Annotated in this window: 15 protein-coding genes; 8 read left to right on the forward strand and 7 right to left on the reverse strand. The window is 54.8% G+C overall.

Annotation, left to right across the window (positions count from 1 at the left end):
- Window positions 1-94: 94 nt before the first annotated feature.
- Window positions 95-1,273 carry a hypothetical protein gene (locus F7231_RS19160; protein WP_166693136.1) on the forward strand — a complete coding sequence of 393 codons (1,179 nt, stop codon included), beginning with the start codon at window positions 95-97 and terminating at the stop codon, window positions 1,271-1,273.
- Between the two features lie 10 nt (window positions 1,274-1,283).
- On the opposite strand, the gene F7231_RS19165 is transcribed toward F7231_RS19160, so the two are convergent.
- Window positions 1,284-2,168 (reverse strand): alpha/beta hydrolase, encoded by an 885-nt coding sequence (locus F7231_RS19165; protein ID WP_166693137.1) that lies wholly within the window; start codon window positions 2,166-2,168, stop codon window positions 1,284-1,286.
- 103 nt (window positions 2,169-2,271) lie between these two features.
- Here F7231_RS19165 and F7231_RS19170 point away from each other — a divergent pair, with 103 nt between their 5' ends.
- A complete protein-coding gene (locus F7231_RS19170; protein ID WP_166693138.1) occupies window positions 2,272-2,847 on the forward strand; it encodes a DinB family protein in 576 nt (191 codons plus the stop codon).
- Entirely contained in the window at window positions 2,848-3,564 is a 717-nt protein-coding gene (locus tag F7231_RS19175; RefSeq protein ID WP_166693140.1) for a pseudouridine synthase, read from the forward strand. It begins immediately after the preceding gene.
- Window positions 3,565-3,678: 114 nt separating this feature from the next.
- Here F7231_RS19175 and F7231_RS19180 read toward each other — a convergent pair whose 3' ends face one another.
- The 3 genes from F7231_RS19180 to F7231_RS19190 form a co-directional block, all read right to left on the reverse strand.
- Window positions 3,679-4,080 carry a hypothetical protein gene (locus tag F7231_RS19180; RefSeq protein WP_166693142.1) on the reverse strand — a complete coding sequence of 134 codons (402 nt, stop codon included), beginning with the start codon at window positions 4,078-4,080 and terminating at the stop codon, window positions 3,679-3,681.
- A 202-nt stretch (window positions 4,081-4,282) separates the two neighbouring features.
- On the reverse strand, window positions 4,283-5,410 hold the full coding sequence (locus F7231_RS19185; protein ID WP_166693144.1) for a DEAD/DEAH box helicase: 1,128 nt from the start codon (window positions 5,408-5,410) through the stop codon (window positions 4,283-4,285).
- Window positions 5,411-5,431: 21 nt separating this feature from the next.
- The gene (locus tag F7231_RS19190; RefSeq protein WP_166693146.1) at window positions 5,432-6,760 is read right to left on the reverse strand and encodes a DEAD/DEAH box helicase; all 1,329 of its coding nucleotides are present in this window, start codon (window positions 6,758-6,760) and stop codon (window positions 5,432-5,434) included.
- A gap of 150 nt (window positions 6,761-6,910) precedes the next feature.
- Here F7231_RS19190 and F7231_RS19195 point away from each other — a divergent pair, with 150 nt between their 5' ends.
- The 3 genes from F7231_RS19195 (at window position 6,911) to F7231_RS19205 (ending at window position 9,251) form a co-directional block, all read left to right on the forward strand.
- Entirely contained in the window at window positions 6,911-8,245 is a 1,335-nt protein-coding gene (locus F7231_RS19195) for a DEAD/DEAH box helicase (protein ID WP_166693148.1), read from the forward strand.
- Window positions 8,246-8,311: 66 nt separating this feature from the next.
- Entirely contained in the window at window positions 8,312-8,704 is a 393-nt protein-coding gene (locus F7231_RS19200; protein ID WP_166693150.1) for a VOC family protein, read from the forward strand.
- Window positions 8,682-9,251, forward strand: coding sequence for a hypothetical protein (locus F7231_RS19205; RefSeq protein ID WP_166693152.1), 570 nt, complete (start codon window positions 8,682-8,684; stop codon window positions 9,249-9,251). Before F7231_RS19200 ends, F7231_RS19205 begins: the two co-directional genes overlap by 23 nt.
- 170 nt (window positions 9,252-9,421) lie before the next feature.
- Here the strand turns inward: F7231_RS19205 and msrA are convergent, their stop codons facing one another.
- The 3 genes from msrA to wrbA all read right to left on the reverse strand — a co-directional run bounded on the left by msrA (window position 9,422) and on the right by wrbA (window position 12,325).
- Window positions 9,422-10,069 (reverse strand): peptide-methionine (S)-S-oxide reductase MsrA, encoded by a 648-nt coding sequence (msrA, locus tag F7231_RS19210; protein ID WP_166693154.1) that lies wholly within the window; start codon window positions 10,067-10,069, stop codon window positions 9,422-9,424.
- Between the two features lie 264 nt (window positions 10,070-10,333).
- On the reverse strand, window positions 10,334-11,602 hold the full coding sequence (locus F7231_RS19215) for an acetyl-CoA hydrolase/transferase family protein (RefSeq protein ID WP_166693156.1): 1,269 nt from the start codon (window positions 11,600-11,602) through the stop codon (window positions 10,334-10,336).
- 123 nt (window positions 11,603-11,725) lie between these two features.
- A complete protein-coding gene (gene wrbA / locus F7231_RS19220) occupies window positions 11,726-12,325 on the reverse strand; it encodes an NAD(P)H:quinone oxidoreductase (RefSeq protein WP_085415211.1) in 600 nt (199 codons plus the stop codon).
- Between the two features lie 189 nt (window positions 12,326-12,514).
- On the opposite strand from wrbA, the gene F7231_RS19225 reads away from it, so the two are divergent.
- The gene (locus tag F7231_RS19225; protein ID WP_166693158.1) at window positions 12,515-13,519 is read left to right on the forward strand and encodes a hypothetical protein; all 1,005 of its coding nucleotides are present in this window, start codon (window positions 12,515-12,517) and stop codon (window positions 13,517-13,519) included.
- 94 nt (window positions 13,520-13,613) lie between these two features.
- Window positions 13,614-14,297, forward strand: a complete 684-nt coding sequence (locus F7231_RS19230) for a phosphatase PAP2-related protein (protein WP_166693160.1) — start codon at window positions 13,614-13,616, stop codon at window positions 14,295-14,297.
- Window positions 14,298-14,397 lie beyond the last annotated feature (100 nt).

Raw genomic sequence — 14,397 nt, forward strand, 5'->3', positions numbered from 1 at the left:
TCACTGCATGGGGGAAGAAAAAAGAACTGGATGTGTACGTAACTGTCGCAGTCAGTTACCAAATTGCCCCCTGTATTCCTAAACTACGACCGTTGTGAAAATAGCATGTACCCTGGCGATTGCCCTGGCCCTGAATTGCCTCCAACACCTTGTCGCCCAGCCGGTGCAGCAGGGGAAACAATCACCCACTCTGTATTTCGTGTTGACTGATAGCACCATTGTGTCCGGCCGCCTGGTTCGTCAGGACAGCAACGTAGTGGTAGTTCGTAAACGCGACGGTAACCTGACCTACCTGGAACCCTATCAGATCGTTCGGCAAACGGCCACCAGGCCTGGTCAGGCCAGTCAGTCGGGCAGTGCAGTAACCTCGTTTAGCCTGAAAGACGGATCGACGGTCTATGGTCGGGTGGTGCGGCAGACACCCGTAGCAGTGGTGGTTCGGCAGGCCAACGGCACTCAGACGTACATTGACCCGACGGATATTCTAAGCACGGGAACGGTGGCTGCGTCAACGGATTTGCCGTCACTGCCCCTTACGAAACAGTACGTACCCGTAGCCGACGACCCCGGTGCGATGCCTTACCTGATGGGCAATCAGACGACCTTTACTCCCGGTGCCGGAACCGTATATTATCGAAATACGTACCTGATCAGAAACGAATTGGAGGCGGGTATTACCAATGGCTGGAGCGTTGGTGTCATCGTTAATCCTTTGTTTAACAACCTATACCAGACGTCCAGGCTGTTTAGTGAGGCCATATACACCAATACCAACTTCGGTACTCAGCTATATAGCCGCGTCGCTATACCGCTTGGACGAAAGGTGCACCTGGGTGCCGGGCTGATCGCGCAGCTTCAATCCCCGTCCTTTGCCGATCAGCTCACGAGTGCTTTTCTGGGTCGGGTAACCACGACATTCGGCGACCAGCGTAACAACATTACGCTGGGCTACACATTCGGAATCGATAGCGATCTATCGTATCAGCAGGATGAAGGCTGGCTGGCAATCGGGGCCATGCAATCGCTTAGTCCGTCGCTGACGTTCATCAGCGACAACAGTGTCCGGGTTCGGTCATCGATCTATGGTGGCACACTGGCGCGGATGAGTGCTGCCCTGCGCATCCACCGCCGGTACCACGCATTTGATCTGGGGTTGCTCACCGCACTCGACCAGATGTACACCTATGGCGGAATTTATAACTACAACTACGCCCGCTTTAAGGCCTATCCGTACGTTGGCTATACCGTGCAATTCGGCAAACGGCGGGGGTAATCGGGCGGTGTTAACGCTGGCTGTTTACCAGAGCCAGTGTTTCCCGGTAGATGATATTGCGCTTCCAGAATAGCTGCTTCACCATGGGTACGTGCTCTTTGCCCGGAATAACGGTGTACTGGCTATTGATCCCCAAGGCACGCAATTTTTTGTGAAATGCTTCAGTGCCCAGCGTGATACTTGGGTACGTCTTCCCGCCGGTGTATAATAACATGGGCGGCGCGCCAGCCTGTACGTTATACAGCGGCGACATGGACCGCCAGCCTGCCGGATCAGTGCCAAACGAGGTCAGGTACTGCTTGTCGCTGGGGAATTCCATCTTTTTCAGGTAGTCGTACATGTTTATTCCCGCCGGATCGTCCAGAATGGCCCCTTTCACGGGATTAGTGGCTAACCCCAGTTTTGTGAACAAGGCATTGTCGGTAGCTAGTAACGCAGCTAGTCCGCCGCCGGCCGAATGGCCCATCACGTAGATGCGATTCGGGTCGCCGCCATACTCGGCAATGTGCTGACTCGTCCAGGTAACGGCCTGGGCACAGTCGTCGGCCATGGCGGGAACCTGTACAACGGGCGCGAGCCGATAGCTGATCACAACGGCCACTACGCCCTGACTTGCCAGTCGGCGACCGATGAACCAGTAAATGTTCTTACTGCCGCTGTTCCAGTTGCCGCCGTGAATGAACACGACAACCGGGTAGGGCTTGTCTGTCTTTTTGTTGGGCCGATATACGTCGAGGAGGTGCTTCTCCGCGTTGAAATCAGGGGCCGTCGTTGCCTTGTAAGGAATGTTCTTGACGCGCTTGCTGGTAAACGAAAGGCTGAAGGCGTCTAATGAAAGCAACGTGAACAGGAGGATAAAGCTGGTGAGCGCGACCCGAATGGTGGGGATAAACATGCAGTTGATGAGAAACAGGAGAACGTACTGCTTACACTAACGTACATTCTGCACTGGTAGTTTTCATTTTGAGGTGGCAGCCCATTCCCGTACTTTCGTTTCTATGGAAGATCGCCACCCGTCAACAATCACAGGCCCCGTTACCGATGCAGAACGTACGTACGCAGTTGAGATGCTGCTAGCCACCCGCGATAGCCTACGGCAGTCGCTGGCGGGTCTGTCGATGACCCAGCAGCAGTACAAACCAAACCCCAACCGGTGGTCGATTGCCGAATGTGCCGAACATATCGTGCTCGTCGACCGGGGTATTTTCAAGAGCCTGCAACAGGGCATGAGCGCCCCGGCCGATCCCGCCAAACGAGCCAGCATACACGTATCGGATGTCTTCGTGATCAAAGCCGTGCGTAGCCGGGGTACGCTCACACAAGCGCCGCTTCCGTTTGTGCCGACAGGCCGCTACGCCACTGCGGACGAGGCGCTGGCTGTTTTTGAGCAGCAGCGCGCCGCCGCCATCGAGTATGTACAAGACGCTACCGCCGATTTTCGGACGCACTACTTCGAGCATCCGTTTCTGGGTACGTTAGATGGCTACCAGGCGGTGCTGTTGCTGGCTTCACATGGCGAACGGCATCGGAAACAGATTGAAGAACTAAAGGCTGATCCCGGTTTTCCTGCGTAAATGGCCGAGCTACCTATTCTGTATCAGGCCGGTGGGCTGGTGGCGATCAACAAACCCCACGGGCTACTGGTACATCGGTCGTTCATTGCCGCCGATGCCAGTGAGTTTGCCGTGCAGCTACTTCGCGATCAACTGGGTCGGCGGGTGTATCCTGTGCATCGCCTCGACCGGAAGACCGGGGGCGTGCTGCTGTTCGCCCTGTCCGACATGCTGAACTCAGCCATGCAGCAGCAGTTTGCCGACGGGCAGGTGCACAAGACGTACCTGGCCATTGTGCGCGGTTATACGCCCGACGAACTGGACATCGATTACCCCCTCCGGCGCGACGACGGTGATGGTAAGCTGGGTACGTTGCAGGAAGCGTTTACGGCCTTAAAAACGCTACAACGAACTGAAGTGCCGATCCCCTTTGGTAAGCACGCCACCTCGCGTTATTCCCTGGTTGAACTCACGCCAACGACCGGCCGCATGCACCAGCTCCGGAAACACATGGCGCATATTTTCCACCCGATTATCGGTGATCGGCCGCATGGGTGCAACAAACAGAACAAGTTGTTTCTGGACCAATTTGGTATGAATACCATGCTGCTACACGCCTGCCGCCTGCAATTCAACCGCCCCGACACAAACGAATCTATCACTATCGAAGCCCCGTTTCAGGACGAGTTCACCCGAATGCTGGGTACATTGTTTGGCGAACAGGCTGTTGATGCGTAGAGGAGTAGCTGTGTTGCGCTTTATGCCCGTTTGCTCAGCACCCTTCGACCGGGCCGGTTCGCCGCCGTGATCCCCGACAGGCGCAGGGTGACAGCACCCCACCGCCCCCAATTATTACTTCGCCTTTTCGGCAACTTTCGGTTTCAAGACGCCGCGGGCAATCGGTTCTGGTTTAGCGGTTGGGGTTTCGTACCGGAGTAGCTGGGCTGACGCAAATTCGTCTTTCGGCTGCTTCACCATCAGCAGTTGGTACGACCGGGTACCCACCACCAGATTTGAGTACATCACGAATTTGCCGTTTTCGCGGGGGAGGTCCCAGTTGGCAAGCGGTGCTTTCGATAACACGGCAATATCTTCGTCGGATAGGGCCTTGTAGCTCGTATCGGCCACGAACTGTTTTCCACTCACGCCTTCAATGACCGATACGACGGCTGGCGGGGTTGGGGCTGGTTTGGTTTGGGCCATCGAGCACCAACTGAGCAACAACAGGAAACCGAGGCTGAGGAATCTTTTCATGAGCATATGGGCAGGCTATACCTACCGTTTTTTATCGTCAGCAATAGGTAACAACCCCTTTGCCAGTCCAATAAAAAGCCCCGTACATGCCTGTTTGTTCAGGATTGACCCATTTCCTGAGCTTGCGTACCGTACCCATATACCATGAATTTCAGTCCATTTTTGCAGGAACCAGAACCGACTGAAGTCCGTGGGGCAGGCGTTACAGCTTCAGGTCGGTGGTCGCGATCATCTCGACCCGTTTTCCCATCTTTTTCTGAATTACGCCGAAGTGGTGCTCGTCGTCGGGGGTAATGAGCGTAATGGCCTCGCCCGATGCCTCGGCGCGTCCCGTGCGGCCAATGCGGTGGATGTAATCTTTGGGAGACCGGGGCAATTCGTAGTTGATGACGTGGGGCAGAAACTGAATATCGATTCCCCTTGCCAGCAGGTCGGTGGCTACCAGAACCGGGAATTCACCCGCTTTAAATGCCGCCAGTGACTCGGTGCGGGCGGCCTGTGTCTTGTGACCATGCATAGCCACCGCCCGAATGCCATACTTGCCCAGTTTTGCCACCAGGTTGTCGGCCGTTCGGGTTGTCGACACAAACACCAGTACCTGATTCAATTTTCCCGAGTTGATCAGGTAGCGCAACAGCGCACTTTTTCGCTCCGGCGTTACCCGGTAGGCGCGCTGTTTTATCAGGTCGATCGACGCTTCTTCTTCGGCAATGTCAATATGAACGGGTTCATGCAGCAAGCTGCTGTTCATGTCCTGAATGGCGTCGCCCAGGGTGGCCGAAAACAACAGGGTCTGGCGGTTGGCGGGTAGCTGATCAAGCACCTGCCTGAGTTCGTCGGCAAAACCCAACTCAAGCATTTTGTCGGCTTCGTCGAGCACCAGCGTATCGATATGCGCGAGGCTAACGACGCGCTGAGCCAGTAAATCGAGCAGGCGACCGGGCGTGGCTACCAGAATATCGGCGTCGCGGCTGTCTTTTACCTGCGGCGTAACCGACACCCCGCCAAATACCGCCACCGTTTTAAGCGGTCGGGGCAGCGACGTGCTGAAGGTTTGGAACACCTCGGCTACCTGGGCGGCCAGTTCACGCGTGGGCACAAGAACCAGTACCTGTACATGCGCTACGCTACGCTGGCGCAGCATCCGTTCGAGAATCGGAAGGACGTACCCAGCCGTTTTGCCCGATCCGGTACGGGCAATGCCCAGCACATCACTACCCGCCAGAATGGGCGGAATAGCGGCATCCTGAATGGGGTAGGGTCTGCCGTAGCCCTGTTTGTTGATCGCGCGCAGCAGCGACTTCGATAGGCCGAGGGAAGAGAAACTCATGGTATGGGAGAATACGAGGCGCTATTTTTTGCCGCTTCGTTTAATGGGCCGACCGTATTTCAGCATCTTCTCGGCGGCATAATCGCGGCGCACGTTGACTTTCTGATTTTTGGCCAGTTTCTCGTGAAAAGCGGGGCCAACCTCGTCGCGTTTAGGCGCTTTCACGGTAATGGTTTTCATGTTCACCTTCGGCTTTTCCTCATCGATCAGTACGGGCGAAATCAGCAGGTCGGCGGGTACGGGCACCATTGGAATTGGGTAATTCATCAGCGTTTCGATGGCCGTTTGGCGGTCCTGCTCGGCATCTGTGATGAAGGCAATAGCGATCCCTTTCTTGTCGGCCCGGCCCGTACGACCAATGCGGTGAATGTAGCTTTCGGGCTCCTCGGGTAAATCGAAGTTAATCACGTGCGACACGTTGGCCACGTCGATACCCCGCGCCACAATATCGGTCGCGATCAGCACGCGGATGGTGCCGTCCTGAAACTGGTTCACCGCCTCGAATCGCTTCACCTGCGCTTTGTTGGAGTGAATGACACCAATGCCGTCTGGAAACCGGTCGACCATCTCGTCATGGAGCAGATCGGCCAGCGCCTTGGTCGATACAAAGACCAGCACCCGGTTCATTGACTCGTCGCGTTCGAGCAACAGTTGCAGCAGGTTCGTTTTGGTATTGAAGTTGGGCACCGGATAGGCCATCTGCGAAATGCCGGCCAGGGGCGTACCTACCGGAGCGGCCTCAACGCGTACCGGACTATTGAAAAACGTCTCGATCAGCAACTCCACATCGGGCGTGATGGTGGCCGAGAAGAGCAGGTTTTGCCGTTTGGGCGGCAGTAGATCCAGGATGATTTTAAGCTGAGCCCGGAAGCCCAGGTTCAGCATTTCGTCGACCTCATCGATGACCAGCTTCTTGACCAGCTTCATCTTCACGGCCCCCGACGCCAGTAGGTCAACCAGTCGGCCGGGCGTGGCAATAAGTACGTCGGCACCCTGCTGCACGGCGGCCGTTTGTGGTTTCAGGTTCACCCCGCCATATACGCCCACCACGGTCAGGTTCATGTAGGTAGTAAGCTGCTGCACCGTTTCGACCACCTGCACCACCAGCTCACGTGTGGGCACCAGCACGATCAGTTGGGGGGTACGTTCCTTCGAAAACTGGTACTGCCGCAGGCAGGGCAGGAGGTAAGCAATGGTTTTACCAGTACCCGTCTGGGCAATTCCGCAGACATCGCGCCCCGACATCACCACTGAATAAACCCGTTCCTGAATGGGCGTAGGTGTCGTTAGGCCCAGGTCGCTAAGGGCATTGAGCAGGGGTTTGTTGAGATTGAAATCTGCGAAAGTCATGGTATTGCCGGCTAATAAACTGCAAAGGTACGGTAAAGCGCCAAGGGCTGCGCGACCCGTATAGGTAGATAGAAGCCCAAACGCACCCTATAAGGTTTCAAATCGGCGTAACTCGGCCCGGATCGCCTCGATAAGCTGTACTTTTGCGGTATGAATGATTTACGTACCCCCCGTGGATTCGATCACGTACTTGCCGCCCTGGGCATCGAGTCGTTGAACCCCATGCAACTAGCAGCCGAAGCGGCAATCCAGCCTGGCACCGACACTTTTCTGAGGGCTCCAACCGGCTCGGGGAAAACCCTCGGTTTTCTGCTGCCGGTGTTGAAACTGCTCCAGGCCAACCAGGAAAAGGTACAGTGCCTGGTGCTGGTGCCCTCGCGTGAGTTGGCGATGCAGATCGAGCAGGTGTGGCGTAAGATGGCGACGGGGTTCAAGGTGAATGTGTGTTACGGCGGCCACTCGGTGGATACCGAAGTGAAGAACCTGAGCAATCCGCCCGCCCTGCTGATTGGCACTCCCGGCCGTATTGCCGACCACCTGACGCGCCGCAACTTCGCCACCGACGGGATTCATACGCTGGTGCTCGATGAGTTCGATAAATCACTGACGCTGGGCTTCCACGACGAAATGGCGTACATCGTCGAGAAACTCTCCAATCTCGAGACACGGGTGCTGGTGTCGGCCACATCGGGTATTGCCATTCCGGATTTTATCGACCTGCACAACCCGACCCAACTGACGTTTGAGGCCGACGAAGACCGGTCTGAATCCTTCTCCCTGCAGGTTGTGGCTACTGATGGCCCCGATGATCGGGCGACGCTGTTTCGGCTCTTATGTACGCTCGGTTCAGAATCGGCCCTGATTTTCTGCAACCTTCGCGACACCGTGGAGCAGTTAAGTGAGTGGCTCAATAGCAAGGGGTTATACAGCACGGCCTACCATGGAGCATTGGAGCAGGCTGATCGCGAACGTGCGCTGATCCGGTTCCGGGGAGGCAGTGTAACGTACCTGATCACGACCGACCTGGCGGCGCGTGGCCTCGATATTCCGGACATGAAGCACGTAATTCACTACGAATTGCCGACGCACGCCACCGAGTTTACCCACCGCAACGGACGCACCGCCCGGATGCACGCGTCGGGTACTGCCTACGTGTTGCTGCCCAAGGGTGAAACTGGTCCGTTTTATATGCCCGAGCAGCTTGAGACGTTTACATTGCCCGCCCAGGCTCCGCCGTTGCCCGCCCCGCCTGCCTACACGACAGTTTACATCAGCGGAGGTAAAAAGAATAAAATCAATAAAATAGATATTGTTGGCTTTTTTGGTCAGAAAGGCCAACTTGCCAAAGATGATCTGGGCCGGATTGAAGTCGGTGACTTTATCTCGTTTGCTTCCGTTCGCCGCGACAAAGTGGCCGATCTGCTCAAGCGGATTCAAAACGAGAAAATGAAAGGCAAGAAATACAAAATTGAAGTAGCCAGGTAGCGTACCACGGGTTTCAGTAGGGTAGGCCTACCTAGCACAAACAGAACGGATTAGCAACTGACCAGTATGAAAAAAGTAACAGGCATTGGCGGCGTATTTTTCAAATCGGATAACCCCACAGCCATGAACGAGTGGTACGCTAAAAACCTGGGTCTGGACACCAGCGAACACGGCGCATCATTTGACTGGCGAGAGGCTGATGACCCGTCGAAAAAAGGCGCGACAGCCTGGTGTGCGTTTCCTGCGGATACCGGTTATTTTAACCCGTCGACGAAGCCATTCATGATCAATTATCGGGTAGCCAACCTAGTTGCCTTGGTGACTGAGTTACGCACAGAAAACGTGGTTATTGTGGACGAAATCGCTGAGTCTGACTATGGTAAGTTCGTACATATCCTCGATCCGGAAGGCAACATCATTGAGCTTTGGGAGCCGAATGAAGCGGCAGAACAGGCTTAACGGCTTTGTCCTCAGCCTGCTCTTTTTTGCCATGGTCAACCTGGCCAGCGCGCAGAAAGCGAGCACCGGTAGTTTCAACAACATACTGCCTGCCAACCGCCGGTATGCGCCTGTGCTGGACTCGTCGATCAACGTCGCAGCGTTATCGTTGGCAGTACGAAATCAGCTGATTGAGAAACTTTATGAGGTTGATCAGTTGTACCGGGTATCCCTTCATCGCTCGGGTCTGGTACAAGGTAGCGCCGAAGAAAAGAAGTACATTAATTTGATTATGATTAATGACCCTGTTAATCAGACGTTACTGCTGAAAATTCTCAACGTAGATGGCTGGCCCTGCGACCTGAAGCGAGGGGCTGAATCGCTGTCATACAAAGCGTGGTTCATTGTTTGGCACGACAGAGGTTCGTACGAAGGAATGAGCCGGTTTTATCCCTATCTGGTAAAAGCAAACGCATCGAAATGCATTAGTGCCAGTCAGTTCAAAGAGGTGAGTGATGTACTGAGCCAGGTACGTGCGTTCCGGAAAGGATTCCCGTCGGCTCACTGAAACAGACAAGTATATCAGGCCGGTAACCGCAAGAAAACACAGGCCTGCGTAGAGCCAGTTGGGAAGAGACAAGTAACCATAAATCACTCGTTAACCTTCCTAAACATAAAAAATCCCGCTCTTAAGTAGCTTAGGAGCGGGATTTTTTATGTTTAGGAAGGGCGTCAGGTCTACATCCCTTCTTTCTTTAGTTTTCCCTGCATCGCATGACGGAGTTTCTCTACTTTGGGGAGCGACACACTCTGGATGTACGATTGGTCGGGATGAAGCTTGCAGTAATTCTGGTGGTACATTTCGGCCGGGTAAAACACGCTGAACGGCACGACCTCTGTAACCACCGGATTAGGGTACTGCTTCGACGCGTTGACCCGCTGAATGGCCGCCAGGATCGCCTGTTTCTCGGCAGCTGTCCGGTAAAATGCTACCGACCGGTAGTCACGTCCTCGATCTGGGCCCTGCCGATTGAGCGTGGTGGGGTCGTGACCAGCAAAAAAGGCCGTCAGCAATTCCGCGTAGCTAATCACCTTGGGATCATAATACACCTGCACCGATTCGGCATGGCCCGTCTGGTCGGTACCCACCTGCTGATAAGTTGGATTGGGTACGTTGCCGCCCGAGTAACCAGAAATAACGTCCCGCACGCCCCGAAGTTGATCGAAGCCTTCTTCCTGAGCCCAGAAGCAGCCGCCCGCAAAGGTAGCTACCGCTTCACCGGCTTTCAGCTTGGGCAGCGTGGCTGGGGCCGTTTCATCACGCTGAGCCTGTACTGCGCTGGCTGTCAGTAGTAAACTGAAAAATAGTGAATGAATGAATTTCATATTATATGTTTATTTAATGATGTGTATAGGGGATTTCAGCGGGGTTAGAACGCTTTGTCGCCCAATTCAATCCCCGGTAACTTCGCCCATTGGCTGACCTGACGGAACGAGCAGCTGAGGTGTATCAGGAAAACATCGTTCACCTGAATGTAATTCGTTCTCGTATAAAAATCGCGGCCAGTGGTAGTGATACGCTACTCGCTGGCCAGCTACAGAGCGGCGGCCAGCCGGTCTCCGGGGCGTTGCTGTCAGCCAACGCCGAAATCATCCCAACCGGCCAAAGCGTTCGTGGGCCTGCCGGGACAGCGTTTCGCGGTGGTCCGGGTGGGCAATGTTGATGAGTAACTGGGCTCGCTGCCGCAAGTTTTGCCCGAACAGATCGGCGATTCCCCATTCGGTCACCACGTAGTGAACGTGGGCCCGGGTGGTAGTTACGCCGGCCCCTTCTTTCAGGAACGGAACAAGTTTACTGAACCCTTTGCTCGTGACCGAGGGGAGGGCAATAATCGGCTTGCCGCCTTCCGACAGCGAAGCGCCCCGCACAAAATCCATCTGACCGCCTACCCCCGAATATTGCAGGGTGCCGATGGTGTCGGCGCAGATTTGCCCGGTCAGGTCAATCTCAATGGCGGAATTAATGGCTGTCACTTTCGGGTTCCGCCGGATAATCGATGTATCGTTGGTGTAGCTGGCCTGCTTCATGGCCACTGCCGGGTTGTCGTTAATGAAGTCGTAGACGCGCTGACTGCCCATCACAAAGCTCGATACAATGCGGTAGGGAAGAACCGTCTTGTGTTCGCCCGTAATGACGCCGCGCTCCACCAGGTCGATGATGCCATCAGTGAACATCTCGGTATGGATGCCCAGCCCCTTATGGTGAATCAGTTCGGCTAGTGTAGCATTGGGAATGCCGCCGATACCCAGTTGAAGTGTGGCTCCATCCTCAACCAGACTAGCCACGTATTGCCCGATTTTACGGTCAGTTGCATCAATCTCGCTGGGACGTACCTCGTAAATCGGCTCATCGACCTCAATAGCGGCGTGGAGCATCGAAAAGGGGATCAGCCCATCGCCGTGGGTGCGGGGCACGCGGGGATTTACCTGGGCGATCACGTATTTAGCCGCGCGAATAGCCGCCAGCGACACGTCGACTGAGGGGCCAAGCGAGCAATAACCGTGGGCATCGGGTGGCGATACCTGAATCAGGGCCACGTCGATGGGCAGGATGTTGCGACTGAACAGCAGCGGAATCTCACTGAGGAAAACAGGGACGTAGTCGCCAATGCCCTGCGCTAGTTGCTTGCGCATGTTGGCCCCGATGAAAAACGAATTTGGCTTGAATACGCCTTCGTACTGCGGTTCCAGGTAAGGCAGATGCCCTTCGGTATGAATATGGCAGATTTCGATATCGCGAAGCCGGTCGGCCTGCTCAACCATGGCTTTGATGAGCACATGGGGTGTTTGGGCAACGCTATGGATAAAGACGCGATTACCGCTTTGAATGGCCGATACGGCCTGCTCGGGCGTTGTCATGGGGGCGTTAACTGATTGATCTGGTGGTGAAAAAGTCACTGTCAGTTAAACCCAAAATAGAACGGCCTGGTTGCGCGTAGCAGGTACGTTCGCCGCATTCATGACGAACGTACCTGCCGCCTGCTACTGGCCAATAAACTTGGCGGTGACCTCAGTCACGCGTTTCCCCTGAAAACGAGCAGACGCAAGCGCTGTTTCGTCGGGAGAAAGCGTGCCGTTCTGGCTGGTAAACGATGCACCATACGGGTTACCCGACTGAAACTGAATCGGATCGGCGTAGCTAGGGGCCACAATTAGTGCGCCCCAGCTGTAGAACGTATTGTTGATGGCCAAAATCGTTGATTCGTGCCCGCCATGCAGGGTGGCAACGGTACAAAACGATGAGCCAACTTTGTTGATCAGTTTACCCGCGCCCCAAAGCGGCCCCGTTGAATCGAGGAACTGCTTGAGCTGTGAGGAAGGCAGCCCATAGCGCGTAGGAGTACCCAGAATGATGGCATCGGCCCATTCCAGGTCGTCCAGCGTAGCTTCGGGTAAATCCTGCGTCTCCAGGCGGTGTTTGCTCCAGCCTTCGTTAGAGGCAATGGCTTCGTCGGGGGCCAACTCCTTTACTTTCAAAAGGCGAACTTCGGCGCCCGCCGCTGTCGCGCCTTCTTCAATTGCTTTTGCCAGTTTGTAGGTCGTGCCGGTAGCACTGTAATAGATGATTGCAACCTTTGCCATGTTGGTTTTTCGTACGTTGAGGTTTTGGTACTCCATTACTTAAATGTAGGTACATCTATTAATGTTTAGGAAAATAGATCGGCTGGCCGAATCATGAGTTTTGGGTGAGTCACTATTTGTGTGTTCTGCTATACCTTGTTTGGCAGAATTATTGCATAATGCGAGACGGGTCCCGTACTTAATTTATCTATGAAACTACCATATACACTACTCGTCATCAGTGTACTGTCGTCTACCAAGCTGCTAGGACAGAGTCAGATTGTTGTTCCCGATAACACACCGGTTGCCATCAGTTCCGACAATGGCACGTCGAATCTGTACGTAGGGCAAAGCACGTCGCTGGTTAGCGGAGCCTCGGCCAACACGTTTCTTGGTAGTCAGGCCGGGCAGAGCAATACCTCGGGTGCGCGTAACACGTTTATGGGCCTGAAAGCAGGCTTTCCCAACACAATCGGCTCTAACAACACGTTTGTTGGATTTGAAGCGGGCAAGAACAATACCGACGGCAGCGATAATGTATTTATGGGCTTCAATGCCGGTCAGAGTCTGCGCGGTGGGCGTGGCAACAGTGGTATTGGTGTAGGGGCCGGTCCGCTCGACGGTGATGGTACCAACAACACGTACCTGGGCATCAACGCCAGCAGCAGCAAGGGATTGTCGAATGCAACGGCGATTGGGGCCAACGCCCGGGTGCTAAGCAGCAACGCGCTCATTCTGGGCAACGGCGCCAACGTAGGGATCGGCAATTCGTCGCCGCAAAGTTTGCTCGAACTAACCGCCCGCACTGAGCATCAGAGTGGCCTGCGGTTTACAAACCTGACGGCGCAGTCGCCCGTCCAGCAGCAGCTTGTCGACAAATTCCTGACGGTATCTGACAAAGGTGATGTGATGCTGGCCAGCCAGCTCAGTACCAGTCAGCTGGTGGTTCGTACTCACCGGGCCAGCGACTGGGCCGACTATGTGTTTAGCACAAATTACCGGATTCAATCACTACGCGCGGTAGAGACCTACATTCAGCAGCATGGCCATTTGCCGGGAGTGCCTTCTGCCACAGAGATGACGGAGACCGGTGTTGACCTTACCAAACTGCTGACGACCCTGGTGCGGCAAAATGAAGAGCTGACCCTGCACCTGATCCGGCAGGAGAAAGAGATCAAGGCACTCAAAGCAACCATGAAGGCCCGGAAACGGTAAACCGACTGGTCGCGTCAACAATAAAAAGCCCGGCAATCAGTGTGTATCGCTGATTGCCGGGCTTTTTATTGTTGACGTATCTTTGCAGCCCCTTATGAATGAATCCCTGAAAGATACGCTGGTCAGCGACGCACACTCGCTGCGCTGGAAAGAGGCCTGGAAACAGCCACTATTCCGCCGGATGGCCATTGGTGGTTTACTGCTTGTTTGTGCATTGCTGGCCGTGTGGCCGACGTACCTGGCGAAGATCGAAGCGCGGGACGGTCTGGTGCTGAACGACTTCGTGCTCAATGCATTGCCGCGTCGCGATGTGTCGCTACCCGTGTTTATCAGCCTGTGGGGCGCGGCTCTGTTGCTGATCTACCGGGTACAGAAAGCGCCGGGAATTTATCTGCAGTTTATCTGGGCCTACGCATTCCTGTTTATTGCCCGGATTATCAGCATCGGCCTGACCCCGCTCGACCCGCCCCCCGGCCTTATCGAACTGCGCGACCCGCTGAGCAATTATTTTTACGGGGCTAAATTCATCACGAAAGATCTTTTTTTCTCGGGGCATACCGCCAGTATCTGCCTCATGGCCTTCTGTCTGGTAAAACCGCTCGACCGATGGCTGGTTTTTATCGGTGCGTTTGTCGTGGGTGTAGGCGTACTGATTCAGCGCGTTCACTACACCGCCGACGTGATAGCAGCCCCGCTGTTTACCTACCTGGTTTACTGGGTAGCCGGTTGGTTCATCCGCAAAACCATGTCTAATACTGAAGTAAATAGGAATAACTGAAACGTCTGGGTAGTGCGTAGAGTCATCAGTAGGATTACTAATTAGATATCTGGGTGGCAATTAAGTATAATTCGATAGCGGCATAGTAAAAATGCGGTCA

Origin of the sequence: Fibrivirga algicola, from assembly GCF_011742925.1 — a bacterium.
Taxonomy (GTDB): domain Bacteria; phylum Bacteroidota; class Bacteroidia; order Cytophagales; family Spirosomataceae; genus Fibrella; species Fibrella algicola.